We start from the raw sequence: 26,637 nt of genomic DNA on the forward strand, positions 1-26,637 counted from the left end.
TGGCGGAAGCCTTGTTGTCAGTCCGCGACCCTCTTGAGCCCGGCACCGAAGCGCCGCTGGTTCGCGACATAGTCCTCGGCCGACTTGCGCAGCCGCTCTGCGGCAGCATCGTCGAGCGTGCGGATCACCTTGGCGGGCGAGCCGACAATCAGCGAATTGTCGGGAAATTCCTTGCCTTCGGTCACCAGCGCTCCGGCACCAACCAGGCAGTTCCGGCCGATCCTGGCACCATTGAGCACGATCGCGCCCATACCGATCAGCGAATTGTCGCCGACCGTGCAGCCATGCAGGATAGCCCTGTGGCCGATGGTGCAGCCCTCGCCGATAACAAGCGGAAATCCTGGATCGGTGTGCATCACCGTATGCTCCTGGACATTGGAGCCAGCGCCGATGGTGATCGGTTCGCGGTCGCCACGGATGGCAGAGCCGAACCAGATGCCGACATCGCGCCCGATCCTGACATCGCCGACCACAGCAGCGTCCGGTGCGATCCAGCTGCTGGCGCGGTCCTCGAACTGCGGCTCGACCCCGTCGAGAGCATAAAGTGGCATGGTCAAATTCCCTTCTTTGGTGCGCGCAAACTATGTAGCGCGCCACGACAAGGCAAGCGCACGGCACACCCTTAACGCGCCATTAACCATGCCCGCGCAATGTCGGTCGGATATCGGCTCCTGAACGCATGGACGCGAACGCCACCGACGCAGCAAATGGCCCGATGCCAGACGCAAAACACGAGCCGCCGGCGACCCTGGAGACATCTCATGAAGCAAGAGGCGACCGAAAGCTCCGGTTTCGAGGTTCTCGATTCGACGCTGATGATGAAGGTGTTTTACGGCTTGGCCGTGCTTGCCGTGCTCTCGGTGGCGATCAGCTTCGGCGGCCGCTGGTTCGGCCACACCATCGCCATGGCCGGCTACACCGACGACATCACACGACGCGAGGTCGTCATCGGCAACGATGTCATTTCGGCGCCGTCGAACATGATCCGTTTCGAAAAGGCCCGCCGCGACGGCATTGCCGCCCGCCTCGACCTCTATATGCGCTGGCCCGAGATGGACGGTTACAGCGAGGCCGCACGGCCGGCCTTCAACAATCTCGACGGTCAAAAGCGTATCGTCTTCCTCAGCCTCGAACCACGCATGATGACGCGCGACATGAGCGGCCGCCTTGCGCCGATTTACAACGCGCTCACCGTCAAGCCGGGCGTGCCTGGCCCCGAGGGCATGACGCTGTTCGGCTTCACGGAAAATTCGGGCTACCTCAACGAGGTGCTGGCGGTTGCTTCGCGCAGCGGCGAGCCGGCATTCGTCGCGCGCTGCCTGAGCGGTGCCGAGGCCGAGGAATCGCTGGCACCTTGCGAGCGCGACGTTTTCGTCGGCAAGGAGCTGAGCCTGACCTACAGATTTCCGCGGGAGCTTTTGGGAGAGTGGCGTGCGCTTGACCGGGCGGTTGTCGCCAAGACGAATGCCATGCTGCACGTGAAGTGACGGCCGCGCGATTCTTGCCGCGCGGCGTCGGGATTGACCGACAGATCAGGCCAGATCGATGTCGAGAATCGCCATCGAGAAATTGTAGTCGCCGTCGTCTTCGTCCTTGAAAACGATGCCAAGGAATTCGTCACCGATATAGACTTCGGCCGAGTCGTCCTTGCGAGGACGCGCCTTGACCTGAAGCGTGGGGTTCTGGAACTGGCGCTTGAAATAGGCGTCGAGTTTTCTGATTTCTTCCGGCTTCAACGGGCTTCTCCGGCTTGTCATTAAGAGACGCGCTTCTGACACGCCAAGCATGGCCATGTAAAGGCGACGCGCAGTTTTACCCCGCGCAAATCGCGCCCGACGCCCGCATCACGGGCGCCGGCGGTTTCATGCTTCAGATATCGAAGCTGACGACGTGATCCATGGTCTGCGACGGCAGCAACTGGTCCATCTGGCTCGATGGCCGGTCGCAGCCGGTTTCGCCAACGACACGTGCCGGAACACCTGCCACCGTCTTGTTGTGCGGCACGGGCGACAGCACCACCGAACCGGCGGCGATCTTCGAGCAATGGCCGACCTCGATATTGCCGAGGATCTTGGCGCCGGCGCCGATCAGCACGCCGTAGCGGATCTTGGGGTGGCGGTCGCCGCCCGACTTGCCGGTACCGCCGAGCGTCACGCCATGCAGGATCGAGACGTCGTCTTCGATGACGGCGGTTTCGCCGACGACAAGGCCGGTGGCATGGTCGATGAAGATGCCCTTGCCCATGCGCGCGGCCGGATTGATGTCGGTCTGGAACACCGAGGATGAGCGGCTCTGAAGATAGAGCGCGAAATCCTTGCGGCCACGGTTCCACAGCCAGTGCGCCAGGCGGTGCGTCTGGATGGCGTGGAAGCCTTTGAAATACAGCACCGGCATCAAATAGCGGTCGCAGGCAGGATCCCGGTCGTAATAGGCCTGGATATCGGTGCGCACGGTGTCGCTCCAGTCCGGCCGGTCTTCGAGCATGGCGTAGAAAGTCTGCCGGATGAGGTCGGCACCGAGATCCTGATGCGCCAGCCGCTCGGCCAGGCGATGGATCACCGCCTCTTCAAGCGTATCCTGGTTGAGGATCGTTGCGTACAGAAATGCCGCCAGCAGCGGGTCGCCCGCTACTGCATCCGTCGCCTCGTCGCGCACCGATCTCCAAATCGGATCGACCGGCTTCACTGAGCTGGGGCGCGCAGCGGATATGGTGTTCATCGACGTCTCCGTTCACTGCCGGCTTGTGCAATCCCGCGCGGGACATATAAGCCAGATGCTAGCACGATTGAACTCAATTTTCCTTAGTGCTCGTTCAAGTGGATTTGGTTCGCGGATATTCAAGGCGTCATGGAAACTGAACCCTTGCTGGTCACAGCAAACGATGGTGTCGCCACAATCGTCATCAACCGCCCGGCGCGCAAGAACGCCATCACCCAGGCAATGTGGGTGGAGCTCGCCAGCCACATCAACCGGCTTTCGTCCGGACCCGACGTCCGCGTCATCGTTCTGCGCGGTGCCGGCCAGGATTTTTCCGCCGGTGCCGACATCTCCGAGTTCGACACCTTGCGCGGCGACCCGACAAGCGCGCGCGCCTATGAGGCGACCAATTCGGCGGCTTTCGCCGCGCTTCGCAACGCCGCCGTCCCTGTGATTGCGGCGATCCGCGGCATCTGCTTCGGCGGCGGCTTTGGCCTCGCCGCCGCCTGCGACCTGCGCATCGCGACGCCGGAGGCGCAATTCGCCGTGCCCGCCGCGCGCCTCGGTCTCGCCTACCCGCAAGACGCCATGGGCGACATCGTCTGGGCCGCCGGGCCGCAGATGGCGCGCTATCTCACTTATACCGCCGGCCGCATCGACGCACAGGCAGCGCTTTCGGCAGGCTTCCTGCTCGAAATCGCCGACGCCGAACGCTTCGATGTCCGCGTCGGCGAGGTTGCCCGCACAATCGCCGAAAATGCGCCGCTGTCGGTGCGCGCCTCCAAAGCTGCGATCCGCTCGGCCCTGAGCCACGATCCCGGCGAAGCCGCCCTTGCACAGGCGCTCGGCGACGCCACCTTCCTCAGCGACGACTATGCCGAGGGCCGCGCCGCCTTTGCCGGCCGGCGCACACCTGCATTCAAGGGGCAGTGACATGTCTTTGATAAACGACGCCATCAGGGCGGAACTGACTGCCCTCTATCTCGCCGAAGACCGCCACTACCACGGCATAAGGCACATCGAGGCGCTTTTGCGCCTGCTAGCGGAATACCGCGCCCAGTTCGCCGACCCGGAAGCGATCGAGGCTGCCATCTGGTTCCATGACGCCATCTATGACAGCCGCCGCAAGGACAATGAGACGCAAAGTGCTGCGCTCGCCGCCGACAAGCTGAGCGGAAAAGTCGACGCCCTTCGCCTTGGCCGGATTGTCACGATGATCGAGGCAACCGCCACCCACGAGGTCCCTGCCTTCGACGACGCGGCAGCGAAGAACGACGCCGCCCTGTTGCTCGACATGGATCTGTCGATCCTCGGCGCCCCGGCAGACATCTTCGACACCTATGAAGACGCAGTCAGGCGCGAATATGGCTGGGTCAGCGACGGCGACTGGCGCGCCGGACGCGGTGCCGTGCTCAGCAATTTCCTTGCCCGGCCGCGTATCTTCCACACCGATGTTTTCGTGACGCGCTTTGAGGCCCTGGCCCGGGTCAACATGGAGCGCTCGCTGGCAAAGCTGGGCGGCTAACGAATGGTCAATCCGGAAAGCTTTCGATGCGCTGCAAATATGGCCTGAAGCCAGCGCGCCGATATGTCGATTGCGCGCCAGGATGATCGTTGGTGTCGGTGCGCAGCCAAACACGGCACGGAACCTGCAACCAGATTGATCCGCAAGGAATGATCGAGCAGGTACGGCCCAAGCCTCTTGCCCTGGAATTCCGAGATCAGACCAAAATTGGTCAACTCCACCTCAGCCTCGCCGACTCCGACGAATTCGCAAAGGCCAACTGCTCGGTCATTTGCCCGCAGGACATGGACATATGTTGCGTTGTCGCCAAGCAAGTGCCGCAACGCGCCGTGAGACATACCCAGTCTCTGGTCCCATTGAAGCGGTTCGCCAACGGCCCGATAGAGTGCGAGATAGTCGGATAGGCCGGGATGCTCCCTTACGATCCGAGCACCAGCGACCGGAGCCGCAAACGGCTCGCCGTCTGGCGATTCCGTCATTTCCATGTGGTGACGAGAAGGTCGACCACGAACTGACGCTCAGATCGGATGTTCGGCAAAAAACTCGAGCACCCGCTTCTTGAACGTCCTGTCGCCGACGGCCAGCATGTGGTCGCGGCCTTCGATGTCGAAACTCTCGCCATGCGGCATCAGGCGCGCCAGTTCCTCAGGAGAACCGGCAATATCGTCCTTGGTGCCGACGGCGACCAAACTCGGCTGCATGATCCGCCTGATGTCGTTGTCGGTCACCAGTTCGCGCGAGGTTGAGATGCAGGCGGCGAGTGCCTTCCTGTCGCTGCGTGTCTGATCGGCGAAGGCGCGGAACATCTTGGCCCGTGGCTGCGAGATCGTCGCGGGATCCTCGGCCAGGAGCGCGGCCGCAATCGGATCCCAGTCGCCGACACCGTCGACCATGCCGATGCCGAGGCCGCCAAACACCAGCGTCGCCACCCGCTCGGGCGCTTCCAGCGCCATGAATGCCGACACGCGAGCGCCCATCGAATAGCCCATGACATGGGCCCGCTCGATTCCGAGATGGTCGAGCAACGCGACCGCATCGCCGGCCATCTTGCTCGGCGTGTAGTCGGCCTCGTCATAGCTCTTGGTCGAGCCACCATGGCCGCGATGGTCGAAGGCAATGGCGCGGTATCCCGCTTCGGTCAGCGTCTTGAACCAGCCCGGCGACACCCAGTTGACGAAGTGACTGGAGGCAAAGCCATGGATCATCAGCACCGGCTCGCCACTGCCCGCGCCTGTCGGCGGCAAGTCGAGGAACGCCAGGTCGAAACCTTCATGGGAAAAGTGATCGATAGCCATCGTTGCTCCGAATGGTCTTTGGCAGAGGGTCCAGCCTCAGCCGGGATTGCCGGCAGCCGCCGCGATCGCGCGATGCTTGAGCATGACGCCGTCGGCGATACCGGTCCTAGCGGCCGTGCCGGCCTTGAGTTCGAGCACGAAGCGCGCCGGCTCGTCAGGTGCGATGACGGCTTCGGAAAACGGCGTGCCGGGCAAAACGTCGAGCACCTTGCCGTCGGGGCCGACAAAAACCAGGTCGAGCGGCAACGGGGTGTTCTTCATCCAGAAGCCGACCGGCTGGGTCTGCTCGAACACGAACAGCATGCCCTGGTCATCGGCGAGATCCTTGCGGAACATCAGCCCCATCGAGCGTTCGCCCGGTTCGTCGGCAATCTCGATACGGAAGGGCACATCGCCCTTGGCGGTCACGGCGATCAGCGGCTCGGCATCGACTGGCAGGGCCATCGCTTCTTGCGCGATGCTTGGCCCGGTTATGGCAAGCGAAACGACAAAAGCCGGCGCCGCAAGCAAAGCAGCGCCGAGCACTCCGGCCATCAGATATTTACGTGAGGTCATAAGCTCCCCTGCGGCGGTCTCGACCTAGTGCGAAACCGGCAAGGTCCCTAGATCGGGGTGAATTTCGGCGGCCATAAGGCCTTTGTCACCCTTGCCGAAACGAACCAGCACCACCTGCCCGGGCCGAAGCTCGGTGACGCCGAAGCGGCGCAGCGTTTCCATGTGGACGAAAATGTCCTCGGTGCCTTCGCCGCGCGTCAGGAAGCCAAACCCCTTGGTGCGGTTGAACCACTTGACCAGCGCGCGCTCGAGCCCGCTTTCAGGCGTGACCGAGACATGGGTGCGCTGCTCCTGCATCTCGGCAGGGTGCACGGCGGTCGAATTGTCGATGGAGAGCACGCGGAAGGCCTGCAGGCCGCGGTCACCCTGCTTAACCAGGCAAACGACGCGAGCGCCTTCAAGCGCTGTCTGGAAGCCATCGCGGCGCAGGCAGGTTACGTGCAGCAGAACATCGCTGCCAACACCGCTGTCGGGAAGAATGAAACCGTAGCCCTTGGCCACGTCGAACCATTTGATGGCGCCTGAAAGCTCGACCAGACCGACACCGTCGGTGCTGTCGTCAAGCTCGAAAGCGTCACGGCCAGTGCCGTTCTGCACCACGAGAGAGGCCTTTTCCCCCATCAGAACGCCCCCTTTCCTTGCAAACGCCAATACTGATTCTTGAGATAAGATTAACACTTCCACTTTGGACTTACGCAAGGGCCGACCTGCCATTTTTCGACTTGCCCCCCGGATAGACACAAGCTTCGCTCCAGTTCCCCGGAAAACGCGACGCCACGGTTGCCGAGCGTGCCGGCCCCGCCCTATGTATCGGCCGAACCCCAACCCAAGGAACAGCGATGCGCTATCTCCACACCATGGTCCGCGTCAAAGACGTCGACGCCTCTTTGGATTTCTACTGCAACAAGTTCGGCATGAAGGAGGTCCGTCGCTCCACCAACGAGAAGGGCCGCTATACGCTGATCTTCCTCGCCGCCTCCGAGGACGAGGGTTCAGGCACTGCGCGCCAGGCGCCGCTGCTCGAACTGACCTACAATTGGGATACGGAAGACTATCAGGGCGGCCGCAATTTCGGCCACCTCGCCTATGAGGTCGACGACATCTATGCCGCCTGCCAGGACCTGATGAACAAGGGCGTCACCATCAACCGCCCGCCGCGCGATGGCAACATGGCCTTCATCAAGTCGCCCGACGGCATTTCGATCGAGCTTTTGCAGAAGGGCGAGCGCAAGGCGCCGGCGGAACCCTGGCTGTCGATGCCGAACACCGGCAGCTGGTAACCGCGTCGGCACGAAACCGGATCGGTTTCGGAAAACACGATGCGTGGGGAAAAGCCCTCAGGCCTTCTGGGCCATCTCGAGCAAGGTCAGCACGGTGCGCCAGTTGCGCATCGTGCCCGGCACCTTCAGCGTTCGCGGCAGGATTTCGGCGAATTTCGATTTACCCAGGCCATCGGGCGCATGAAGGTAAAGCACGTCGCCCTTGACCTCGAAGCTTTCAGGACCGGTGCAGCGCTCGGCCAGCCGCGCGATTTCCTCCGACGTCGGCGCGCGCTCCAGTGCACTCGCATGCAGCTTGGTCGGATCCCCGGCCACTTCCGGATAGGGATTGCTGGCCACCAGCGCCTCGAGCCAGCAGAGGTCGCGCACCATGATGCGCGAGCGGAAGCCCCAGCGCTTTTCGAATGCGGCCTCGATCTGCTCAGCCAGGGCACCAGCGTCGGCAGCCTCGGCCTTGAACACCACGTTGCCGCTCTGGATGTAGCTTGCGACATCGGCAAAGCCGAGTGCGTCGAAGAACGCCTTCAATTCGGCCATCTTGACGATGCGGTTGCCGCCGACATTGATGCCGGAAAACAGCGCGATGAAGACGCTCATATGATGAAGCCGCCCAGCGTCTCGTTGTCGGTGATGTCCTGATACTGCACGCCCTCGACATCGAAGCGCGCCTTGAGCAGGTCGAAGTTGCGCCGGTCCTTGGTCTCGATGCCGATCAGCACCGAACCGAAATTGCGCGCCGACTTCTTGAGATACTCGAAGCGCGTGATGTCGTCGTCCGGGCCCATGAGCTCGAGGAAGTCCCGCAACGCACCCGGCCGCTGCGGGAAGCGGATGATGAAGTACTTTTTCAAGCCTTCGAAGCGCAAGGCGCGCTCCTTGACGTCGGGTAGGCGCTCGAAGTCGAAATTACCGCCCGACACCACCGCAACCACGGTCTTGCCTTTCAGCTCCTTCTTGGAAAAATCCTTGAGCACGTCGATCGCCAAGGCACCCGCCGGTTCCAGCACCACGCCCTCGACATTGAGCATTTCGATCATCGTCGCGCACAGCCGGTTTTCCGGCACCAGCTTGACGGTGTCGGCGGCGAAATCCTTGAGCAGGCGCAGCGGTTCGCGGCCGATCTCGGCGACGGCCGCGCCATCGACGAAATTGTCGACCTTGGCGAGCTTCACCCGCTTGCCGGTGACCAGGCTGTCGCGAAGGCTGGGCGCGCCAGCCGGTTCACAGAAGACAAAACGCGGTGAGCCGCCAGTTTCGGCAAAGTAGCGCGTCACACCAGCCGACAGTCCACCGCCGCCGACCGGCAAAAGCACGATGTCGGGCATGCGGCCGTTCGGCATCTGCGCCATGATCTCAAGGGCGACCGTCGCCTGGCCCTCGATGATGTCCTTGTGATCGAAAGGCGGAACCATGTGGCCGCCGGAGCTTTCGGCGAACTCCAGCGCGGCGCGATAGCAATCGTCGAAGAAGTCGCCGACAAGCTTGATCTCGACGAACTCGCCGCCGAACAGCCTAGTCTTGTCGATCTTCTGCTGCGGCGTCGTCACCGGCATGAACACCACGCCCTTCTTGCCGAAGTGGCGGCAGACGAAGGCAAAACCCTGGGCGTGGTTGCCGGCCGAGGCGCAGACGAACAACTCCGCCTTGTTGCCGGCGGCAAGCGTCTTGCGGAAGAAGTTCAACGCGCCGCGAATCTGTAGGAGCGCACCGGCGTCAGGTCTTCGCGCTTCAACAGCACGCGCGCACCAGTCTTGCGCGAGAGATAGTCGTTCTCCTGCAGCGGTGTCTCAGGAAACAGTTGCCTCACCGCCGCAGCTGCCAGCGAAACCCTTTCGGCAAAACTGGTCATGGCTTGGGCACTCCTGAAATCGACCGGGCAAATGCTGTGGCCCGCGCTCCCGCGCTATTGCATATTCGGCGTTGCGAAGCCACTGTCCGGCTCCTGCCGTCAGGTACAAACCGGCTCATTGGCTCGCCGCGATAGATTTGGGGATACGTCTCGGTGAACAGAATTGCCGTCCGCGCCGCGATCCATGTCGCGGCCGTCTTTGCCATCTACCTGTCCGTGGCAATGCTCATTCCGGCCGCCGTCGACCTCTATTACGGCAACGACGACTGGCGCTCCTTCGCCTTCACCGCGATGTTCATGGGCGGCCTCGCCTTGGCGATAGCGCTCGCCACGCAAGGGCGCGTGCCTCCGGCCAACACCCGCTTCGGCTTTCTTCTGGTCAATTTTCTCTGGATCACGCTGGCGATCGCCGGTGCGGTGCCATTCATGACCTCGTCGCTGCATCTTGGCATTACCGACGCCTTCTTCGAATCCGTGTCAGGCGTCACCACGACAGGCTCCACCGTCATCAACGGCCTCGACAGCGCGCCACCCGGCATCCTCATCTGGCGCTCGCTGCTCAGCTTCATGGGCGGCCTCGGCGTCATCGCGCTCGGTCTGTTCCTGCTGCCGTTCCTCAACATCGGTGGCGTGTCCTACTTCAAGATCGAGTCCTCCGACATCGAGGATCGTCCATTCGAACGCTTCCAGACCTTCACCGTCTCGTTGATCGGCATCTACACGGTGCTGGTCGTCGCCTGCACCATCTCCTACGTCGCCGCCGGCATGGACGGCTTCCATGCCATCAACCACGCGATGTCGACAGTGGCGACCGGGGGCTTTTCCACCCACGACACCTCGTTCCTGCGCTATGCCGACAATCCCGCCATCCTGTGGACCGGCATCGTCTTCATGTTCATCGGCGGCCTGCCGTTTTCGATCATGATCCTGTTTGCCGTGCGCGGACGGCTCGACGCGCTGCGCGACCCGCAGATCCGCGTCTATGCCGGCTACTGCATCGTCTTCGCCATCGCAGTTGCCATCTACCTGCGCGTCAACATGGGCATGCCGTTCTTCACGGCGCTTACCCATTCGACATTCAACCTGATGTCGATCATCACCACCGCCGGCTTTGCCAGCGACGACTACAGCCTGTGGGGGCCGTTCGCCATCGGCTGCATCTTCGTCGCCACCTTCTTGGGCGGCTGCTCCGGCTCGACCACCGGCGGCATCAAGGCCTACCGCTTCCTCATCCTGTTCGAACTGCTGTCGAACGGTCTGCGCCGGCTGATCTATCCCAACACGGTGACGCCCGTGCGCTATGGCGACCGCACCGTCGCCCCTGAGATGCAGAGTGCCGTGGTCCTGTTCATCGCCTCGTTCATGGTCCTGTGGGCGATCACCATCGTCCTGTTGAGTGCCACTGGCCTCGACTTCATCACCGCCGTTACCGGTTCGCTGACGTCGCTCACCAATGTCGGTCCCGGCCTCGGCCCGATCATCGGCCCGGTTGGCAATTTCTCGTCGCTGCCCGATGCCGCCAAGTGGATCTGCTCGGCGGCAATGCTACTCGGGCGTCTCGAAATCCTGGCCGTTCTGGTGATCTTCACGCCAACTTTCTGGGGTCGCTAAGTCAGTGAACTGGGATGCGGAAGTCCTTGTTTCCGCCACAATTTCGGCAATCCGGCAACACTCGGCAGGCGATGTCCTCTTGAGCTGATCTTTTCGGCTGGACGCGACTTACTTCCGCCACTATCAGGCCGTCCCGAGGGTGGCACGCTGAACGCCTTGCCCGTCAGAGAGATCATCAAAAGTGTCGCCGTCCAAGTATTGCATCGCCATCGCCGCCCTCCTGCTGTCCGGTTGCATCGGGCAGCCGTCCGGCGCGCTTTTGACCGGCGCCGTCGTCAATGTTCCCGTCTCGGAGATTGCTGGCAACCATGCGATTTTCGTCGCCTCGACGCGCCAGCACGCGGCCGACGACAAGCAGGTCTTCGATCGCGATCGTTCGGCGACGCTCAATTTCGCGCGCGTCGACGTCACCGTGCCGAAGATTCACAAGACCGGCCAGATCGAGTTGCGCAACCGCAAGGACCCCGATCCGACCAAGTATTTCACTGCCACCAATGCGAGCGGCTATGCCACCCAGCCCGAATTTTCGAAGGCGCTGAGCGCAGACATCGCCGCGCGTGGCGGCCGCGCCATGCTGTTCGTCCACGGCTACAACACCTCGTTTGACGCCGGCGTCTATCGCGCCACCCAGATCGCGCACGACTCGGGCTACACCGGCACGCCGGTGCTGTTTTCCTGGGCCTCAGGCGGCAACACGACCGACTATGTCTATGACAGGGAAAGTGCGGCGGCCGCGCGCGACCAGCTCGAAGTGACGCTGCGCATGCTTGCCCAGTCGGGCGCACGTCGTATCGACATCGTGGCGCATTCGATGGGCACCTGGGTGACCATGGAAGCGCTGCGCCAGCTGGCGCTGACCGGCGACCGCGACCTCGGCGGCAAGCTCGGCGACGTCGTTCTGGCTTCGCCCGACATCGATGTCGACGTGTTCAAGAGCCAGATGCGCCGCTACGGCAAGCCGACCAAGCCGTTCTTCCTGATGCTGTCGGGCGACGACCGCGCGCTCAAGCTGTCTGGTCTGCTTGCCGGCTCCAAGCCGCGTCTCGGCGACTACAAGAACTCAGCCGATCTCGCCGAATATGGCGTCGTCGTCGTCGACCTGTCCGACGCCAAGAGCGGCGATGCCTTCAACCACACCAAATTCGCCGACAATCCGGAGATGGTGAAGCTGCTTGGCCAGCGCCTGCGTGCCGACGACGGCTTTGCCAGCGACCGCGAGGTGACCGACCGCATCAACATGCTCGGCGGATTGCAGTAAGGCCTTGCTCGCAGGAACAAAAAAGGGCGCCTCAGGCGCCCTTTTTTTTCGCCAGACGTCAGCTTGGTGGCCTAGCTCAAAGAAACAAATCGACCTTCTCGAAGGTCGTCACATCGACCAGCCCGACATCGGAAATCCGGAGTTCCGGAATGACCACCAGCGCCAGCAGCGAATGCTGCATGTAGGCATTGTTGAGGCTGCAGCCCATGTCGCGCATCGCCTGGACCAGCTTGTCGGCCTTGGCGGCGACGATCTCGGCACGCTCGTCCGACATCAGGCCGGCGATCGGCATCTCGACCAACGCCAGTTCCTTGCCTTCTGAGAACAGCACCACGCCGCCGCCCACCTGCCCGAGCCGGTTGGCGGCCAGCGCCATGTCGGCCTTGTTGGTGCCGACGACGATCATGTGGTGGCTGTCATGTGCAACCGTCGAGGCGAGCGCGCAGTCCTTCATGTAGCCGAAGCCGGAAACGAAAGCGTTGGTCACCGTGCCGGTGGCGCGATGACGCTCGACGAGTGCGATCTGACAGACGTCGTTGCGGCGGTCCATGGCAACCAGCCCGTCCTCGACGCTGAGATCGGCCTCCAGCGCGCGTGTCGGCGCCTGGTTCTCGATCACGCCGATCACCCGCACCCGGACCTCGTTGGCGCCCTCCGGAGCCTTGATGTCGAAGTCGACGGCATTCAGCTTCTTGCCCAGCTTCACAGTTTTCTTGGCCTCCGCCGGATAGGCATAGGCTGATATGTCGACGTCGAGCTTGCCGGCCTTGGCCACACGCACGCCGCGCGCATAGACCTCGTCGATCTTGAGTTCCGCCAGATCCGAGACGATCAGCACGTCGGCGAGCCGGCCCGGCGTGATCGAGCCCAGTTCGCGCTCGAGGCGGAAATGCTGGGCGGTGTTGATCGTCGCCATCTGGATCGCCGTCACCGGCTTCAGCCCCTGCTGGATGGCGTGGCGCACGACGCGGTCCATATGCCCCTCATGCACCAGCGTGCCGGAATGGCTGTCGTCGGTGCACAGGATGAAGTTGCGCGGGTCGATGCCCTGCTCCGTCACCGCCTTGATCTGGCTTGCGACATCGTACCAGGCCGAGCCGAGCCTCAGCATCGCCTTCATGCCCTGACGCACCCGCGCGATCGCGTCTTCGGCGCGCGTACCCTCGTGGTCGTCCTCGGGGCCGCCGGCGACATAGCCATGGAACGGCAGGCCGAGATCGCGCGAAGCGTAGTGCCCGCCGACCGTCTTGCCAGCCTTCACCGTCTCGGCGATCTCGCCCGACATGACCGGGTTGTTGGCGGCGACCCCGGGGAAGTTCATCACTTCGCCCAGGCCGATGATGTTCTCCCAGGTCATCGCCTCGGCAACGTCTTCGACGGTCAGTGCCGCACCGGCATTCTCCAGCCCAGGGGCCGACGGCACGCAGGACGGCATCTGCACATGCACGTTGATCGGCATGGCAAGGGCCTCGTCATGCATCAGCCTGACGCCGGGCAGCCCAAGCACGTTGGCGATCTCGTGCGGGTCGATGAACATCGAGGTCGTGCCATGCGGGATCACCGCGCGGCAGAACTCGGTCACCGTCACCATGCCGCTTTCGACATGCATGTGCGCATCGCACAGCCCCGGCACCAGATAACGCCCGCCGGCGTCGACGACCTTGGTGCCCTGGCCGATGGCGTGGCTGGCGTTCGGCCCGCAATAGGCGAAGCGCCCGGCAACGATGGCAACGTCGGTGCCCGGGATGATCTCGCCAGAATGCACGTTCACCCAGCGGCCGTTGCGGATGACGAGGTCGGCCGGCTTGCGGCCCATCGCGACATCGACGAGAAGCGGTGCGGTCTCGGTCCAGGGGCGCGGCTTGGCGAAGGCGGGCTTATTGGGCATTGCTGGGGAATCCTGTGTGCTTTGCCCGACTGTAACGAAAGCCGGGCCGGAAAACAGGGGCTTGGTTGTTTGAGCACCGCCGACCGCTATACTCGGCAACATCAATCAGGTTCGGGCGCATCGATGCCGCAGTTTCTCGAAGGACGACGTTGGCTATGGCCGGGTCTCGCCGTGGCGGCCCTGGCTACGGCAATCGTGTTCTTTGGCGGCGCATTTGCCAACCGCGTCTATCTCGACGAGGCGGCGGCGCGCGGCCAGACCACGCTCCGGCTCGCCGTCGCCGCACTTGCCGGCCAGATGAACCGCTTCGAACCGTTGCCCGAACTGATCGCCGACCACGAGGACATCAAGGAACTCGTCAGCGATCCGGACAATCCGGTCCTGCGCGCGCGCGCCAACGATTACCTCAAGGAAATCAACGCGCTGCTGAAGTCGTCCGACATTTACGTTTTGACCCCCGGCGGTGACACGATCGCCGCCTCCAACCATGACCTGCCGATCAGCTTTGTCGGCGAGAACTTCTCCTACCGGCCCTACTACCAGGATGCCATTCGCGGCAATCTCGGGCGTTTCTTCGCGCTCGGCACGACCTCGCTCAAGCGCGGCTACTATTTCTCCTCGCCGATCCGCGTCGGCATGGAAATCCGCGGCGTGGTCGTGTTCAAGGTCGACATCGACGCCATCGAGGCCTCGTGGAAAGGCGGCGACCTCGAGATCATCGTCACCGACCCGGAAGGCATCATCTTCATGAGCGGCCGGCCCGACTGGCTCTATGCCAGCCTCACGCCGCTGACCGACGAACGGCGCGCCCGCACCGAAACGTCGCGCCGCTATGCCGATGCCATGCTGCGCGAACTGCCGGTGACAAGAAGTGCTACCGACGATGGCCAGCCGTTGTTGCGCATCACGGAGGACAGCAAGTCGCGCGAATTCCTCGAACTGGCTGAAGAGATGCCCGAGGCTCGCTGGACCGTGCGCGTCCTGGCGGACACCGCGTCTGCCCATGCGCAGGCGCTGACGGCGGTCATTTCGGCGCTGCTGGCGCTCGGCCTCGCAGCACTCGGCAGCGCCATCATCCTGCAGCGGCGCGCCCGGTTGGCCGAGCGGCTGTTGCTTCAGCAGACAGCCCAGGTCGAACTCGAACGCCGGGTCGAAGAGCGCACCGCCGACCTCGCTCTGGTCAATAGCCGGCTGGAGACGGAAGTCGCCGAACGCCGCACCGCCGAACAGCAGCTGCGCCAGACCCAGGCCGACCTGATCCAGGCCGGCAAGCTCGCGGCCCTTGGCCAGATGTCGGCGGCTTTGTCGCACGAGTTCAACCAACCGCTGGCGGCGGTGAAGACCTATGCCGACAACGCCGCAACCCTGATCGACCGCGATCGCGTCGCCGAAGCGCGCGACAACGTCTCGCGCATCTCCAGCCTCGCTGACCGCATGGCCTCGATCAGCCGACACCTCCGAAATTTCGCCCGCAAACCGAACGAGAAGCTCAGGCCGGTCGATCTTGCCGAGGTGGTGCACGATACCCAGGAAATCGTCGCCTGGCGCCTCAAGGCGGCGGACGCTGCGCTCATTGTCGACCTCGGTCCGGCCCCGCTTGCGGTCAAGGCAGGTTCGGTGCGGCTGCAGCAGGTGCTGGTCAACATCATCACCAACGCCGCCGACGCCGTCGAAGGCTTGACCGACCGACGCATCGAGCTTGCCGCGCGGCGCAAGGGTTCCAAGGTCACCATATCAGTCCGCGACCATGGCCCGGGCGTGCCGGCCGCGATCGCCGAGCGTATCTTCGATCCATTCTTCTCGACCAAGGGTGTCGGCAAGGGGCTAGGCCTGGGCCTTTCCATTTCCTATAATATCGTCAAGGACTTCGGCGGGAGTCTTGGCATCTTGAATCATCCAGAAGGCGGCGCCTTGTTCACCATCGAGCTCGATGCGGCACGTGCTGCGGTCCGCGAGGCGGCTGAATGAAGCCGCCGATCGTTCTTCTTGTCGACGATGAGGACGAACTCAGGCGCTCGACCGCCCAGTCGCTCGATCTTGCCGGCTTCGCCGTCGAGGACGCCTCCTCGGCCGAGCGCGCACTCGACTTCATCACCCAAGGCTTCAACGGCGTCGTCATCACCGACGTACGCATGCCCGGCATGGACGGCATGACGCTGATGGGCCGTATCCGTGAGATCGACGCCGACATTCCGGTGATCCTGGTCACCGGCCATGGCGACGTGCAACTGGCCGTGCGCGCCATGCGCGAAGGCGCATACGACTTCCTGGAAAAACCTTTCGTCACCCAGCATCTCATCGAGATGGCCGCGCGTGCCATCGACCGCCGCAGCCTGGTCCTGGAAAACCGCGAATTGCGCGCCGTTGCCGGCAAGCGCGACGACATCGAGGCGCGCCTGCCCGGCCGCAGCCAGACGATGGTCGACCTGCGCTACAAGCTGCGCGCCGTTGCCGCCACCGATGCCGACGTGCTGATCATCGGCGACACCGGCACCGGCAAGGAAGTCACCGCGCGCGCCCTGCACGACATCAGCGGCCGTGCCACAAAACCCTTTGTCGCCATCAATTGCGCCGCCCTGCCTGAAACCTTGATCGAGAGCGAGCTGTTCGGCCATGAGGTCGGTGCCTTTGCCGGTGCGCTGCGTCCGCGCTTCGGCAAGTTCGAGCATGCGCGCGGCGGCACGGTGCTACTCGACGAGATCGGCTCGATGCCCGCCGACCTGCAGGTCAAGCTGCTGCGCGTCATCCAGGAGCGTGTCATCACCCGCCTCGGTTCCAACGAGCCGATCGCGCTCGATGTCCGCTTCATCGCCACCAGCAAGGTCGACCTCGACGCCGAAGTCGCCGCCGGCCGCTTCCGCGCCGATCTGCTCTACCGGCTCAATGTCGTGACACTGCGCATGCCTGCCCTTTCGGCTCGGCGCGAGGACGTGCCGCTGCTCTTCCTGCAGCTGGCGCGCGAGGCCGCCGCGCGCTACCGACGCGACGACGTCGAGGTGCCGCCGCAGGCCATCGCCGAGGTCGCCCGTCGCGATTGGCCGGGCAATGTGCGCGAACTGCGCAACGCCGCCGACCGTTTCGTGCTCGGCCTCGGACTGCAACTGCCCGACGCTGCAGCAGAGATCAACGGCAGCGCCGACCGCCTCGCCGATCGTGTCGCCGAATTCGAGAAGAATGCAATTTCGGCTGTCCTGCTCGCCCATGGCGGCAGCCTCAAGCCGGTCTACGAGCAGCTCGGAATCTCGCGCAAGACGCTCTACGAAAAGATGCAGCGCTACGGCCTCGACAAGAATCGCCTGGGCGCCACCGAGACTGCCGACGACTGATTTTGGTTGCCATGTGTGGAAATGCACACATGGCAAAGCCACGATGTCACCTTTTCCACCCATTCGCGAAACGGGCCGGCGAAAAATAGCGCCGCCGAGCGATCCGCGCATTGCGGTGCGCAGACTCCACCGGTCCTATGGCTGCATCCACCGCCGGCGCAGGGAGGCACCAGGCGCGGGTGGAAACACAAAACAATTCCGGGAGGATTCCATGAAGAGACTGCTCGCCTCGCTGACCGCTGCCGCAACGCTTGCCGTGTTCCCGCTCGCCGCCAATGCGCAGACTTATCCCGAGCGCACCATCACCGTCGTCGTGCCCTTCGCCGCCGGCGGTCCGACCGACACGGTCACCCGCCTCGTTGCTGAATCGATGTCGAAGGACCTCGGCCAGCAGGTCATCGTCGAAAACGTCGGCGGTGCCGGCGGCACGCTCGGTGCCGGCCGCGTCGCTGCCGCCGACCCGGATGGCTACACGCTGCTGCTGCACCACATCGGCATGGCCACCAGCGCCACGCTGTACCGCAAGCTCGCCTACGACACGCTGAACGCCTTCGAATATGTCGGCCTGGTCACCGAAGTGCCGATGACCATCATCGCCAAGAAGGACCTGGCGCCGACCGACCTCAAGGGCCTCGTCGAATACGCCAAGGCCAACAAGGACACCGTCACCGTAGCCAACGCCGGCATCGGCGCCGCCTCGCATCTGTGCGGCATGCTGTTCATGAGCGCCATCGGCACGCCGCTTGTCACCGTTCCCTACAAGGGTACCGGCCCTGCCATGACCGACCTGCTCGGCGGCCAGGTCGACATCATGTGCGACCAGACCACCAACACCACCAAGCAGATCCAGGGCGGCACCATCAAGGCCTACGCGGTCACCTCGCCGGCCCGCCTTGCCGTCCTGCCTGATGTGCCGACCACCAAGGAAGGCGGTCTTGATGGCATGGAAGTCGGCATCTGGCACGGCGTCTACGCGCCCAAGGGCACGCCGGCCGAGGTGACCGAGCGCCTGTCCAAGTCGCTGCAGAAGGCCCTCAAGGACCCCAACGTCGTCGCCCGCTTCGCCGAGCTCGGCACCATCCCGTCGTCGGAAGCCGACGCCACGCCGGCTGCGCTGAAGGCCAAGCTCGAAGGCGAGATCGCGCGTTGGAAGCCGATCATCGAGTCTGCCGGCCAGTTCGCCGACTGACCTTGCGCAGTTGAGCCGATTGGGGGCGACCGCCCCCTTTCGGACCTCCGCTTTTCTCGGCCACGCTCTTGTCCCCATCCGGGAACAGAGATCGGCAGCGCCTCAGACCTGATCTTCCTCCTGTGGCCTGATCTTCCTCCTGGCGGGAAGACGATGGCCGCTTGCGGCCGGACGGCAGGGATAGGCATATTTGGTATCCTCGGGAGGGAAGCCATGAAAAAACTCGCCATCGATCCCACCAACGGCGCTTGTGGAGCGATCTTTGCCGCCACCGGCGCCTTCTTCGCCATCCAGTCGCTCGGCCTCGACCTCGGCACCACCTTCCGCATGGGACCGGGCTATTTTCCGCTCGCCCTCGCCCTGGTGCTGATCCTGCTCGGGCTCGTCGTCATCGTTCAGGCCACAAAGGTAGCGGGCGAACCGCTTGGTCCGATCGCCTGGCGCGGCATGGCTTTCATCCTTCCGGCGCCGGTCTTTTTCGGCCTCACCGTACGTGGGCTCGGCTTCGTGCCGTCGATCTTCCTGACCTGCCTGATCGCCGCCTTCGCTTCCACCCGGATGAAGCCGCTTGCCGCCGTCATCCTCGCCGCCGGGGTCACGCTGTTTTCGGTGATCGTGTTCAGCTATGCGCTGGGCCTGCCATTCCAGCGCTTCGGCCCCTGGCTGCCGTTCTGAGGGGGATGAGATGGAACTCTTCGACAATCTGGCACTCGGCTTTTCCACCGCAACGACACTTGCCAATCTCGGCTTCTGTCTGATCGGCGTCCTGCTCGGCACGCTGATCGGCGTGCTGCCCGGCATCGGCGCCACCGCCACCATCGCCATGCTGTTGCCGATCACCTTCCAGATCGGCGATCCGGTGTCGTCGCTGATCATGCTCGCCGGCATCTATTACGGCGCGCAATATGGCGGCTCGACCACGGCGATCCTGATCAACATGCCGGGTGAATCCTCGTCGGCCGTGACCGCCATCGACGGCTACCAGATGGCGCGCAAAGGCCGCGCCGGCGCAGCCCTCGCGATCGCCGCGATCGGCTCGTTCTTCGCCGGCACGGTTTCGACCTTCCTCGTCGCCATCTTCGCGCCACCGCTGACGGCAATCGCCTTGCAGTTCGGTGCCGCCGAATATTTCTCGCTGATGGTCGTCGGCCTCGTCTCGTCCATCGCGCTCGCGCATGGCTCGATCGTCAAGGCGTTGGCGATGGTCGTGCTCGGGCTTCTGCTCGGGCTCGTCGGCACCGACATCTACACCGGCACGCCGCGCTTCACCCTTGGCATCCGCGAATATGCCGACGGGCTCAACTTCGTCGCCGTGGCTGTCGGTGTCTTTGGCATTGCTGAAATCCTGCGCAACCTCGAAAGCGAAAAGACCCGCGAAGTGCTGATGGCCAAGGTTTCGGGCCTGATGCCGACGCGCCAGGATTTCCGCGAGATGGCAGCGCCCATCCTGCGCGGCACGGCGATCGGCTCGGCACTCGGCATCCTGCCCGGCGGCGGCGCGATCCTTGCGGCGTTTGCCTCCTACACCGTCGAAAAGCGTGTCTCCAAGCACCCTGAAGAATTCGGCAAGGGTGCCGTCGCTGGCGTCGCCGGTCCGGAATCGGCCAACAATGCCGGCGCCCAGACTTCGTTCATCCCGATGCTGACGCTCGGCATTCCGGCCAACCCTGTGATGGCGCTGATGATCGGCGCGATGATCATCCAGGGCATCGTACCCGGCCCGAACGTCGCGACCGAACAGCCAGCACTTTTCTGGGGCATCATCGCCTCGATGTGGATCGGCAATTTGATGCTGATCATCCTCAACCTGCCGCTGATCGGGCTGTGGGTGAAGCTGCTGACAGTGCCCTATTACGTGCTGTTCCCGATCATCATGGCGTTCTGTGCCATCGGCGTTTACAGCGTCAACTCCAACGTCTTCGACCTCTATGCCGTCGCCTTCTTTGGTTTCATCGGCTACGTGCTGGTCAAGCTGCGTTGCGAGCCGGCGCCGCTGCTGCTCGGCTTCGTGCTCGGGCCGCTGCTCGAGGAAAACCTGCGCCGCGCCATGATCCTGTCGCGTGGCGATCCGACCACCTTCGTCACCCGTCCGATCAGCGCCATTCTTCTGGCACTGGCCGCCGGTGTGCTGATCGTCGTCCTGTTGCCCGCAGTGCGCAAGAAGCGCGACGAGGTCTTCGTCGAAGAAGAAGGCTGATCTCGGCAACAACGCCCAGCAAAACCAACGGCCGGATTTTCCGGCCGTTGACTTTTCCGGCACAATAGCAGTCTCTTGACCGCTCAAGACAAGCGGAGGCGGGCATGCGTTCTTTCTGGACTGCTATGGTTGTTGCTTTTGTTTCATTGTTATCCATTGGCGTGGCAAGTGCCGAAGAACGCTGGCAAACGCTGCCGGAGCCGGCGGCGATGCCCAAGGCCGACGAAAGCGGCTATGCCAAGGTCAACGGCATCGACATGTATTATGCCGTCTACGGTACCGGCGATCCGGTGCTGCTGATTCATGGCGGCCTCGGCCACGCCGATATCTGGGCAAGCCAGGTGACTGAACTGTCCAAGACCCACAAGGTCATCGTTGCCGACAGTCGCGGCCATGGCCGCTCGAGCCGCGACGCACAGCCTTTTGCCTACGACCTGATGGCGTCCGACTATCTGGCGCTGCTCGACCATCTCAAGGTCGACAAGACGGCAATCGTCGGCTGGAGCGACGGCGGCATCATCGGCCTCGACATCGCCATGAAGCACCCCGAACGCCTGACAAGGCTCTACGCGCAGGCCGCCAACGTCACCACCGACGGCGTCGATCCCGGCGTCGAGACCAACAAGACCTTCGGCGCCTATATCGAGCGCTCCGGCCAGAACTATGCGAAGATGTCCAAGACGCCGGACCAGTACGAAGCCTTCGTCGGCCAGATCAGCGAGATGTGGAAGACGCAGCCGAACTGGACCAAGGAGCAACTGGCAAAGATCACCGTGCCGACGGCGATCGTGCTTGGCGATCATGACGAGGCGGTCAAGCGCGACCATACCGACTACATGGCCTCCGTCATATCAGGCGCCGAGCTGATCATCCTGCCCAACACCAGCCATTTCGCCATGCTGCAGGCACCGAACGAGTACAACAGATCGGTGCTGGAGTTCATCGACCGGAAGTGAGCGGACTGGAAAGGTGGTCATGGACCAGATCAACGGCCTCGCCGCCGAGCCGTGGGACGAGAGGCCACGCGACGTTTTTCTCGGCGCATGCGCAAGTGTTGCCGCCGGACTGGCTGCCGACGGCTTCAGCTATGCGCGCAGCGGACCGCGCGCGACGCGGCGCGACGGCCCGTGGAAATTCGCACTCTGGTTCCAATCAGGCCGGATCGGAACCTACTTTGCGATCCACTACTTGGTCCACAACAAGGATTTCCTTGCTTGGCGAAAGCAGTTTGCGGCCCGCGCTGGGCAACCCGACTTGGTAGTCAGCATGAACTTGGGGTTTCTGTCCCCAATTCGGAACTGGTTGGACTTCGACGTTGCCGAACCTGCATCGCGTCAAGACACGATCGACCTCGCCTTGGCCAACATACGCGATCATGCGCTGCCATTCTTTGATCTCTTCAGGGATCCCCCCGCGTTGGCTCAAGAGCTGACGATCAGGCGGCATCCAGGCTTCTTCCTTGAGCAGCAAGCTGTCGAGTTCGTGGCGTGGACATTGGGCACCGAGGCAGCCGAGCAGTGTGTCGCGACACACCTCGACGCACTCGCTCAATGCAATGGAGAAGCATTAGACCTGTTCCGCCAAGGCCGTGACGACAAGCCACACGCACAGGCAAATGTGGCCGTATTTCTGGGGCAATGCGCGCGCCGATTAGGTTTGGGCGCAAACCTCTAGCTTGGCCCTCGGCTGCGTGGCAGTCGCATTCCCGCTCTTTGGCCATGCCAAGTACGATCAAGGCTGAGCACGTGGCTATGGCGTTTGCCGCTCAGCGTTTTCCCAGTGCGATGCCAGCCCTTTGCAGTTGGCGATAATTGCCTCGGCGATGGCCGTGTTCCCGCCGGACAATGTCTCGTAATCGGCCTCGCACAATTGGCAGAACAGGTGCTGGTGGGCTACAGCCATGTAGTAGTCGACCGGCGGTGCCTCCTGCTGCTCGCCAAAGGCAGCTCGTAGCTGCAACGCGACAGTCTGGTTCGCTTCCACGACCGCCTCTTGAATCCTGGCCAGCATCGCGCCCGTTGCGTCGGAAAAGATCGCGATCATCTCGGCTTCTTCGGCAGTGGGTCGGGCACGCCATTTCCGCCTCTGACTTTTCCATCAAACACTGCTCCATTCACTCGTCGTCAGCGCCATAATAGGAGCAATTTCCTACTTCAAGCCATCCCGGACACTTCCCCGTGCACGAACAGCAAGCCTCTCCGCCCCTGGGCCGTCAAATCGTGTATGGAGAACCAAAGCCGCCGACTCGCGGCGCCACGACGCAACGGCGGACCCACATCATGGCAATCAAATTCACCGAAAAGGCGACATCAGTCGCGGCGAAACCAGCGCCCGCCAAGGCGGCCCCACAAACTGCGACTCCGCAGGACGCGGCGAAGGAAGTTGCGAAAAAGCCCGCCAAGAAGGCACCCCGCAAGGCGCCGAAGCCGGACGTGGTAACAGAATCCCCATTGCTTGATTTCAACGAAACGAAGTAGCCGCAAGCGCTTGCCGGGACTTGCAATATCGCCCGGCTGCTTTACCAGTTCCGCCCGAGCGGACGTGGCGAAACTGGTAGACGCAAGGGACTTAAAATCCCTCAGCCTCGGCTATGCGGGTTCGAGCCCCGCCGTCCGCACCAGGCAGAAAACCTCCTGTTATCCCCGCACCACCGAATCGGCCCTCGCCGAGACACAGCGCGCGGCATATTAGCGTGACATAATTGCCACTCTCGCGTGTTTTCGCTACGGCCGAACCACACCGGAAAATTGCAGATTATTTCAGAGTGAAATACAACTTCACCGCGTGGGGCAGTGAGTGGGGAGTTGAGTACATGCACTACAACTGGGAACGTGCACCATATTTCTGGGAAAAACACCGTAGCGCCTGCCTCGGACTTGCCGCCGCCGTTTGCGGCGCCTGGGGTCGTCTTTTCCATCGTCCCTCTCTGAACCAGACCAGATAGCGCCGCTTCGCGGCATGCAACCATTTGCGCCCGGCAACGTTTGAGCGGGCATGGTCGCATATGAATCCATTGCGCGCCCTGCATCTGTTGCGCCTCCGCTCCAGACGACCGTTCGCTGTCGCCTGACAGCCACCACTGGCGACGCTCTTGCGCGCCCGGCACTAGGTCGCCAACCGCACGCCATCTTCGCCACCTCCACCAGGCAGGAGGGCACCAGACAGGAGGGCCATGAGGCCTCCTCACTGCGGCGCGGCACATTGCTTGCGGCAGCACAGCGCAGCGAGGCGCCAATGCATAACGACATCGCACCGTCACCAAGCGAGGAAACCAATGGCTAAGCTCGTCTATGAAGTCGTCCAGCACGATGGTGGCTGGGCCTACAAGGTCGGCGATACCTTCTCCGAGACCTTCCCAACCCATGAACACGCGCTGCGCGCTGCCGAGACCGCGGCGGCCGAACAGCGCGTCACTGGTTCGACCGACGGCATCCAGTATGAAGATGCGGAGGGCCGCTGGCATGACGAACTGGCCAAGGGCGACGACAGGCCCGACACCGAGGTTTCCGATTAGCCGTTCCCCGAGAGAAAACAGGCCGCGCGTCTGAACCTTTTGCCGTGGTGGCGACACTCATCAGCAACCCGGCCAAACGCCGGACAGCTCAGCGGAGGCCAAACGATGTCGCTCAAATCAGTGTTTGCGAACAAATCAGCATCTTTAGCCAAGGCTGCGCTTTCGGCGGCGGCGTTCGTCACCGTCGCGGCAACGCTGCAGATCGGCATCGCAACCCCGGTCCAGGCGCAATATTGCGAAGGCACCGTGCATGGGCTGTCGCGCAGCTACAACCTTGCGCGCGGCACCGGCTTCCTCGCCGTGCGCGCCGGCCCAAGTGCCTCGGCACCGATGGTCCACCAGTTGTTCACCGGTGACACCGTCGAGATCACCGATCGGCGCGGCAACTGGTATTTCGTCGGCGGCGACGGTTTCGAGGGCTGGGCCCACCGCAACTGGATGAGCAATTCCTGCGGCTAAAAAAGGGTGCAGCGGTTTTCCATCCGGAATTGCATAAAAACAAGACGATGGAGTTTTCCGCGATTCGACGAAGAGCGGAGACACTCTATCCGGCCAGCCTGTCAGCCGGCGCGGCAAAGGCTCGTGCTGCGACGCGCCGGATCAATGCGGCAACCCGCTTCGGCTCGACGAATTGCGGCATGTGGCCGAGACCCTCGACCAGATCGAGTTCCAGGTCCTTGATCCCGCCAGCCAGCGGTTCGCCATGCAGCCGGTAGTCGAGCACGCGGTCGGCGGTGCCGAACATCACGCCGACTGGCAGGTCCAGTTCTTTGTAGCGTGCCTCGATCGCCCCGAGGTCCCGCTCGATCGCCACCATGTCGGCCGATGTCGCGTAGAAATGGCTTGGCCTGAGCCCGGCAAAACCGCCGCCCGCCGTGCCGTAGTCCTTTGGCGCCTGCTGCGGCGAAAACAGGAAAGCCAGCGTCTGCGGCGCGTATTTCAGGCTTGCGGGTATGGCCAGCGTTTCGGCTATCAGGCGGCGCTTCAGCGGCGACTTGATGTAGAGCGAGCGGAATTCGGGCCGCAGCTCGTCTTCCAGATGCGTCAGCGGCGACAGCAGCACCAGCCCCGACACAGCCTGCGGATGGTTTTCCGCCAGCGCCAGTGCAAAGGCACCGCCGAGCGAATGGCCGACGACCAGCGGCCGCTCGAGCCCAAGCTCGGCGATGAACCGCGCGATCAGTTCGGCCTGTTCGGTGAGACTGCCGGAAAAGCCAAATGGTCGCCCGGAATAGCCGGAGCCCGGCCGGTCGAGTGCTATGAGGCGAAAATCGGTGAGCTCGGGAAACAGCGGCTGGCGGAAATGATGCAATTGCGCGCCGAGGCCGTGGATGAACAGGATCGGGCGGCCCTGCCCTTCGTCGACATAATGGATGCGGTGACGGCCGAGTTGCAAAAACTTGCCGCTTGCCGGCACGGCGCGTTCGGCCTGGGCCGAGATCCTGCGCGTCGCCAGCACGAAGTGGCCGCCGACCAGGGCCAGCGCCAGGAAGCCTATGCTGGCAACCCAGCCGAGTATCGTCACCGCCGTTGCCATCGAACCTCCACCGTGCATCTGCCACAGCTTAGCCGGACCAGCTGCCCGGACAAACCCGGCATATGCAAAACGGGCGGCCTTGCGACCGCCCGTTCACCAAAATCACAACAATCCGAAGCTGTTATGCAACTTCCTTGACAGCGTTCGAACCCTTTCCATGCAGGCGGATGGCGATCTCGGCCACGCGCTTGCCCTGGAAGTGGGCGCCTTCGAGCTCCTGCGCCGAAGGCTGACGCGAACCGTCACCGTCCGAAGTGGTGGTCATGCCGTAAGGCGCGCCGCCACGGACCACGTCGTTACCCATCTGGCCCTGGTAGGCATAAGACAGCGGCACGATGACCATGCCGTGGTGCTGCAGGTGGATCTGGGCGTTGATCAGCGCCAGCTCGGCGCCGCCATGCTGGGTCGCGGTCGAAACCATCACCGAGCCGACCTTGTCGAGCAAGGCGCCCTTGGCCCAGAGCGGGCCGGTCTGGTCGAGGAAGTTCTTCATCTGCGAGGCCATGGTGCCATAACGGGTGGCGGTGCCGATGATGATGCCGTCATAGTCGGCCAGTTCGAGCGGATCGGCGATCGGCGCTTCCTGGTCGAGCTTGTAGTAGGCGGCCTTGGCGACAGCCTCGGGCACCAGTTCGGGAACGCGCTTGAGGGTCACCTCGGCGCCACCGGCACGCGCGCCTTCGGCAGCGGCCTTGGCCATCTGCTCCATGTGGCCCCAGCTCGAATAGTAGAGAACAAGAATCTTAGCCATTTCATCGCTCCAACGGAAATCTCGGGAAATCTCGCGACACCATCTTGGGTTGGCGTCTGGGGAGAGATGTAATGGATCGCCCGTTCAATGAAAGCGGCCCAAGACGTGACGCATCGTTCACAGATTGGCGACTATTGCCCGCTTGTCCCGACGGCTGTATCTCAC

The 26,637-nt window shown here is 63.2% G+C and carries 28 protein-coding genes, 1 tRNA gene and 1 pseudogene; 17 read left to right on the forward strand and 13 right to left on the reverse strand.

The window, feature by feature from the left end:
* Nucleotides 1-17: 17 nt before the first annotated feature.
* Entirely contained in the window at nucleotides 18-551 is a 534-nt protein-coding gene (locus ACHMW7_RS19090; protein ID WP_395447107.1) for a gamma carbonic anhydrase family protein, read from the reverse strand.
* A 210-nt stretch (nucleotides 552-761) separates the two neighbouring features.
* Here ACHMW7_RS19090 and ACHMW7_RS19095 point away from each other — a divergent pair, with 210 nt between their 5' ends.
* Nucleotides 762-1,487 carry a hypothetical protein gene (locus ACHMW7_RS19095; RefSeq protein ID WP_395447108.1) on the forward strand — a complete coding sequence of 242 codons (726 nt, stop codon included), beginning with the start codon at nucleotides 762-764 and terminating at the stop codon, nucleotides 1,485-1,487.
* A gap of 45 nt (nucleotides 1,488-1,532) precedes the next feature.
* Here the strand turns inward: ACHMW7_RS19095 and ACHMW7_RS19100 are convergent, their stop codons facing one another.
* Complete coding sequence (locus ACHMW7_RS19100) at nucleotides 1,533-1,736, reverse strand: DUF3126 family protein (protein ID WP_055970710.1); 204 nt, start codon at nucleotides 1,734-1,736, stop codon at nucleotides 1,533-1,535.
* Between the two features lie 133 nt (nucleotides 1,737-1,869).
* Complete coding sequence (gene cysE, locus ACHMW7_RS19105; protein WP_395447109.1) at nucleotides 1,870-2,718, reverse strand: serine O-acetyltransferase; 849 nt, start codon at nucleotides 2,716-2,718, stop codon at nucleotides 1,870-1,872.
* 129 nt (nucleotides 2,719-2,847) lie between these two features.
* On the opposite strand from cysE, the gene ACHMW7_RS19110 reads away from it, so the two are divergent.
* Complete coding sequence (locus ACHMW7_RS19110) at nucleotides 2,848-3,630, forward strand: enoyl-CoA hydratase-related protein (RefSeq protein WP_395447110.1); 783 nt, start codon at nucleotides 2,848-2,850, stop codon at nucleotides 3,628-3,630.
* Between the two features lies 1 nt (nucleotide 3,631).
* A complete protein-coding gene (locus ACHMW7_RS19115; protein ID WP_395447111.1) occupies nucleotides 3,632-4,222 on the forward strand; it encodes a hypothetical protein in 591 nt (196 codons plus the stop codon).
* Here ACHMW7_RS19115 and ACHMW7_RS19120 read toward each other — a convergent pair.
* Genes ACHMW7_RS19120 through ACHMW7_RS19135 form a run of 4 tightly spaced genes read right to left on the reverse strand, consistent with a single transcriptional unit; the run spans nucleotide 4,219 to nucleotide 6,693 of the window.
* Nucleotides 4,219-4,707: a hypothetical protein gene (locus ACHMW7_RS19120; protein WP_395447112.1), complete on the reverse strand. Its 489-nt coding sequence runs from the start codon at nucleotides 4,705-4,707 to the stop codon at nucleotides 4,219-4,221. The genes ACHMW7_RS19115 and ACHMW7_RS19120 overlap by 4 nt on opposite strands.
* A 33-nt stretch (nucleotides 4,708-4,740) precedes the next feature.
* Nucleotides 4,741-5,517, reverse strand: coding sequence for an alpha/beta fold hydrolase (locus tag ACHMW7_RS19125; protein ID WP_395447113.1), 777 nt, complete (start codon nucleotides 5,515-5,517; stop codon nucleotides 4,741-4,743).
* A 36-nt stretch (nucleotides 5,518-5,553) separates the two neighbouring features.
* On the reverse strand, nucleotides 5,554-6,072 hold the full coding sequence (locus tag ACHMW7_RS19130; protein ID WP_395447114.1) for a DUF192 domain-containing protein: 519 nt from the start codon (nucleotides 6,070-6,072) through the stop codon (nucleotides 5,554-5,556).
* Between the two features lie 24 nt (nucleotides 6,073-6,096).
* Complete coding sequence (locus tag ACHMW7_RS19135) at nucleotides 6,097-6,693, reverse strand: cold-shock protein (RefSeq protein WP_395447115.1); 597 nt, start codon at nucleotides 6,691-6,693, stop codon at nucleotides 6,097-6,099.
* A 218-nt stretch (nucleotides 6,694-6,911) separates the two neighbouring features.
* Here ACHMW7_RS19135 and gloA point away from each other — a divergent pair, with 218 nt between their 5' ends.
* On the forward strand, nucleotides 6,912-7,352 hold the full coding sequence (gloA, locus tag ACHMW7_RS19140) for a lactoylglutathione lyase (RefSeq protein WP_395447116.1): 441 nt from the start codon (nucleotides 6,912-6,914) through the stop codon (nucleotides 7,350-7,352).
* 57 nt (nucleotides 7,353-7,409) lie between these two features.
* On the opposite strand, the gene ACHMW7_RS19145 is transcribed toward gloA, so the two are convergent.
* Nucleotides 7,410-7,949: a DUF1697 domain-containing protein gene (locus ACHMW7_RS19145; protein ID WP_395447117.1), complete on the reverse strand. Its 540-nt coding sequence runs from the start codon at nucleotides 7,947-7,949 to the stop codon at nucleotides 7,410-7,412.
* A pseudogene (gene ilvA, locus ACHMW7_RS19150) lies at nucleotides 7,946-9,201 on the reverse strand (threonine ammonia-lyase IlvA). Before ilvA ends, ACHMW7_RS19145 begins: the two are co-directional and overlap by 4 nt.
* A 153-nt stretch (nucleotides 9,202-9,354) precedes the next feature.
* On the opposite strand from ilvA, the gene ACHMW7_RS19155 reads away from it, so the two are divergent.
* Both ACHMW7_RS19155 and ACHMW7_RS19160 read left to right on the forward strand, forming a co-directional pair.
* On the forward strand, nucleotides 9,355-10,812 hold the full coding sequence (locus ACHMW7_RS19155; RefSeq protein ID WP_395447118.1) for a TrkH family potassium uptake protein: 1,458 nt from the start codon (nucleotides 9,355-9,357) through the stop codon (nucleotides 10,810-10,812).
* A 181-nt stretch (nucleotides 10,813-10,993) separates the two neighbouring features.
* The gene (locus ACHMW7_RS19160) at nucleotides 10,994-12,070 is read left to right on the forward strand and encodes an alpha/beta hydrolase (protein ID WP_395447119.1); all 1,077 of its coding nucleotides are present in this window, start codon (nucleotides 10,994-10,996) and stop codon (nucleotides 12,068-12,070) included.
* A gap of 76 nt (nucleotides 12,071-12,146) precedes the next feature.
* Here the strand turns inward: ACHMW7_RS19160 and ade are convergent, their stop codons facing one another.
* Complete coding sequence (ade, locus tag ACHMW7_RS19165) at nucleotides 12,147-13,958, reverse strand: adenine deaminase (RefSeq protein WP_395447120.1); 1,812 nt, start codon at nucleotides 13,956-13,958, stop codon at nucleotides 12,147-12,149.
* A 123-nt stretch (nucleotides 13,959-14,081) separates the two neighbouring features.
* Between ade and ACHMW7_RS19170 the strand changes: the two genes are divergently transcribed.
* The 7 genes from ACHMW7_RS19170 to ACHMW7_RS19200 all read left to right on the forward strand — a co-directional run bounded on the left by ACHMW7_RS19170 (nucleotide 14,082) and on the right by ACHMW7_RS19200 (nucleotide 22,344).
* A complete protein-coding gene (locus ACHMW7_RS19170) occupies nucleotides 14,082-15,926 on the forward strand; it encodes an ATP-binding protein (protein ID WP_395447121.1) in 1,845 nt (614 codons plus the stop codon).
* Nucleotides 15,923-17,284 carry a sigma-54-dependent transcriptional regulator gene (locus ACHMW7_RS19175; RefSeq protein ID WP_395447122.1) on the forward strand — a complete coding sequence of 454 codons (1,362 nt, stop codon included), beginning with the start codon at nucleotides 15,923-15,925 and terminating at the stop codon, nucleotides 17,282-17,284. Before ACHMW7_RS19170 ends, ACHMW7_RS19175 begins: the two co-directional genes overlap by 4 nt.
* 211 nt (nucleotides 17,285-17,495) lie before the next feature.
* Nucleotides 17,496-18,473: a tripartite tricarboxylate transporter substrate-binding protein gene (locus tag ACHMW7_RS19180; protein ID WP_395447123.1), complete on the forward strand. Its 978-nt coding sequence runs from the start codon at nucleotides 17,496-17,498 to the stop codon at nucleotides 18,471-18,473.
* Between the two features lie 213 nt (nucleotides 18,474-18,686).
* Nucleotides 18,687-19,148, forward strand: coding sequence for a tripartite tricarboxylate transporter TctB family protein (locus ACHMW7_RS19185; protein WP_395447124.1), 462 nt, complete (start codon nucleotides 18,687-18,689; stop codon nucleotides 19,146-19,148).
* 10 nt (nucleotides 19,149-19,158) lie between these two features.
* Nucleotides 19,159-20,670, forward strand: a complete 1,512-nt coding sequence (locus tag ACHMW7_RS19190) for a tripartite tricarboxylate transporter permease (RefSeq protein ID WP_395447125.1) — start codon at nucleotides 19,159-19,161, stop codon at nucleotides 20,668-20,670.
* A gap of 104 nt (nucleotides 20,671-20,774) precedes the next feature.
* Complete coding sequence (locus tag ACHMW7_RS19195) at nucleotides 20,775-21,626, forward strand: alpha/beta fold hydrolase (protein WP_395447126.1); 852 nt, start codon at nucleotides 20,775-20,777, stop codon at nucleotides 21,624-21,626.
* Nucleotides 21,627-21,645: 19 nt separating this feature from the next.
* Nucleotides 21,646-22,344, forward strand: coding sequence for a hypothetical protein (locus tag ACHMW7_RS19200; RefSeq protein ID WP_395447127.1), 699 nt, complete (start codon nucleotides 21,646-21,648; stop codon nucleotides 22,342-22,344).
* Between the two features lie 75 nt (nucleotides 22,345-22,419).
* Here ACHMW7_RS19200 and ACHMW7_RS19205 read toward each other — a convergent pair whose 3' ends face one another.
* Nucleotides 22,420-22,713 (reverse strand): hypothetical protein, encoded by a 294-nt coding sequence (locus tag ACHMW7_RS19205; RefSeq protein WP_395447128.1) that lies wholly within the window; start codon nucleotides 22,711-22,713, stop codon nucleotides 22,420-22,422.
* Nucleotides 22,714-22,949: 236 nt separating this feature from the next.
* Here ACHMW7_RS19205 and ACHMW7_RS19210 point away from each other — a divergent pair, with 236 nt between their 5' ends.
* The 4 genes from ACHMW7_RS19210 to ACHMW7_RS19225 all read left to right on the forward strand — a co-directional run bounded on the left by ACHMW7_RS19210 (nucleotide 22,950) and on the right by ACHMW7_RS19225 (nucleotide 24,643).
* On the forward strand, nucleotides 22,950-23,147 hold the full coding sequence (locus ACHMW7_RS19210; protein ID WP_395447129.1) for a hypothetical protein: 198 nt from the start codon (nucleotides 22,950-22,952) through the stop codon (nucleotides 23,145-23,147).
* A gap of 58 nt (nucleotides 23,148-23,205) precedes the next feature.
* Nucleotides 23,206-23,290: transfer RNA gene (locus ACHMW7_RS19215), tRNA-Leu, on the forward strand.
* A gap of 654 nt (nucleotides 23,291-23,944) precedes the next feature.
* Complete coding sequence (locus ACHMW7_RS19220) at nucleotides 23,945-24,184, forward strand: DUF2188 domain-containing protein (RefSeq protein ID WP_395447130.1); 240 nt, start codon at nucleotides 23,945-23,947, stop codon at nucleotides 24,182-24,184.
* A 105-nt stretch (nucleotides 24,185-24,289) separates the two neighbouring features.
* Nucleotides 24,290-24,643, forward strand: a complete 354-nt coding sequence (locus ACHMW7_RS19225; protein WP_395447131.1) for an SH3 domain-containing protein — start codon at nucleotides 24,290-24,292, stop codon at nucleotides 24,641-24,643.
* A gap of 85 nt (nucleotides 24,644-24,728) precedes the next feature.
* On the opposite strand, the gene ACHMW7_RS19230 is transcribed toward ACHMW7_RS19225, so the two are convergent.
* On the reverse strand, nucleotides 24,729-25,721 hold the full coding sequence (locus ACHMW7_RS19230; RefSeq protein WP_395447132.1) for an alpha/beta fold hydrolase: 993 nt from the start codon (nucleotides 25,719-25,721) through the stop codon (nucleotides 24,729-24,731).
* A gap of 121 nt (nucleotides 25,722-25,842) precedes the next feature.
* Nucleotides 25,843-26,472, reverse strand: coding sequence for an NAD(P)H:quinone oxidoreductase type IV (gene wrbA, locus ACHMW7_RS19235; protein WP_395447133.1), 630 nt, complete (start codon nucleotides 26,470-26,472; stop codon nucleotides 25,843-25,845).
* Nucleotides 26,473-26,637: the final 165 nt, after the last annotated feature.

The organism is Aminobacter sp. UC22_36, assembly GCF_044056035.1.
GTDB lineage: Bacteria > Pseudomonadota > Alphaproteobacteria > Rhizobiales > Rhizobiaceae > Aminobacter.

Bases quoted from the DNA above. Each gene is read 5' to 3' on its own strand.
- ACHMW7_RS19090 (WP_395447107.1), bottom strand. From the start codon at position 551: ATGCCACTTTATGCTCTCGACGGGGTCGAGCCGCAGTTCGAGGACCGC.
- ACHMW7_RS19095 (WP_395447108.1), top strand. From the start codon at position 762: ATGAAGCAAGAGGCGACCGAAAGCTCCGGTTTCGAGGTTCTCGATTCG.
- cysE (WP_395447109.1), bottom strand. From the start codon at position 2,718: ATGAACACCATATCCGCTGCGCGCCCCAGCTCAGTGAAGCCGGTCGAT.
- ACHMW7_RS19110 (WP_395447110.1), top strand. From the start codon at position 2,848: ATGGAAACTGAACCCTTGCTGGTCACAGCAAACGATGGTGTCGCCACA.
- ACHMW7_RS19115 (WP_395447111.1), top strand. From the start codon at position 3,632: ATGTCTTTGATAAACGACGCCATCAGGGCGGAACTGACTGCCCTCTAT.
- ACHMW7_RS19120 (WP_395447112.1), bottom strand. From the start codon at position 4,707: ATGGAAATGACGGAATCGCCAGACGGCGAGCCGTTTGCGGCTCCGGTC.
- ACHMW7_RS19125 (WP_395447113.1), bottom strand. From the start codon at position 5,517: ATGGCTATCGATCACTTTTCCCATGAAGGTTTCGACCTGGCGTTCCTC.
- ACHMW7_RS19130 (WP_395447114.1), bottom strand. From the start codon at position 6,072: ATGACCTCACGTAAATATCTGATGGCCGGAGTGCTCGGCGCTGCTTTG.
- ACHMW7_RS19135 (WP_395447115.1), bottom strand. From the start codon at position 6,693: ATGGGGGAAAAGGCCTCTCTCGTGGTGCAGAACGGCACTGGCCGTGAC.
- gloA (WP_395447116.1), top strand. From the start codon at position 6,912: ATGCGCTATCTCCACACCATGGTCCGCGTCAAAGACGTCGACGCCTCT.
- ACHMW7_RS19145 (WP_395447117.1), bottom strand. From the start codon at position 7,949: ATGAGCGTCTTCATCGCGCTGTTTTCCGGCATCAATGTCGGCGGCAAC.
- ade (WP_395447120.1), bottom strand. From the start codon at position 13,958: ATGCCCAATAAGCCCGCCTTCGCCAAGCCGCGCCCCTGGACCGAGACC.
- ACHMW7_RS19170 (WP_395447121.1), top strand. From the start codon at position 14,082: ATGCCGCAGTTTCTCGAAGGACGACGTTGGCTATGGCCGGGTCTCGCC.
- ACHMW7_RS19175 (WP_395447122.1), top strand. From the start codon at position 15,923: ATGAAGCCGCCGATCGTTCTTCTTGTCGACGATGAGGACGAACTCAGG.
- ACHMW7_RS19180 (WP_395447123.1), top strand. From the start codon at position 17,496: ATGAAGAGACTGCTCGCCTCGCTGACCGCTGCCGCAACGCTTGCCGTG.
- ACHMW7_RS19185 (WP_395447124.1), top strand. From the start codon at position 18,687: ATGAAAAAACTCGCCATCGATCCCACCAACGGCGCTTGTGGAGCGATC.
- ACHMW7_RS19190 (WP_395447125.1), top strand. From the start codon at position 19,159: ATGGAACTCTTCGACAATCTGGCACTCGGCTTTTCCACCGCAACGACA.
- ACHMW7_RS19195 (WP_395447126.1), top strand. From the start codon at position 20,775: ATGCGTTCTTTCTGGACTGCTATGGTTGTTGCTTTTGTTTCATTGTTA.
- ACHMW7_RS19200 (WP_395447127.1), top strand. From the start codon at position 21,646: ATGGACCAGATCAACGGCCTCGCCGCCGAGCCGTGGGACGAGAGGCCA.
- ACHMW7_RS19205 (WP_395447128.1), bottom strand. From the start codon at position 22,713: ATGATCGCGATCTTTTCCGACGCAACGGGCGCGATGCTGGCCAGGATT.
- ACHMW7_RS19210 (WP_395447129.1), top strand. From the start codon at position 22,950: ATGGCAATCAAATTCACCGAAAAGGCGACATCAGTCGCGGCGAAACCA.
- ACHMW7_RS19220 (WP_395447130.1), top strand. From the start codon at position 23,945: ATGGCTAAGCTCGTCTATGAAGTCGTCCAGCACGATGGTGGCTGGGCC.
- ACHMW7_RS19225 (WP_395447131.1), top strand. From the start codon at position 24,290: ATGTCGCTCAAATCAGTGTTTGCGAACAAATCAGCATCTTTAGCCAAG.
- ACHMW7_RS19230 (WP_395447132.1), bottom strand. From the start codon at position 25,721: ATGGCAACGGCGGTGACGATACTCGGCTGGGTTGCCAGCATAGGCTTC.
- wrbA (WP_395447133.1), bottom strand. From the start codon at position 26,472: ATGGCTAAGATTCTTGTTCTCTACTATTCGAGCTGGGGCCACATGGAG.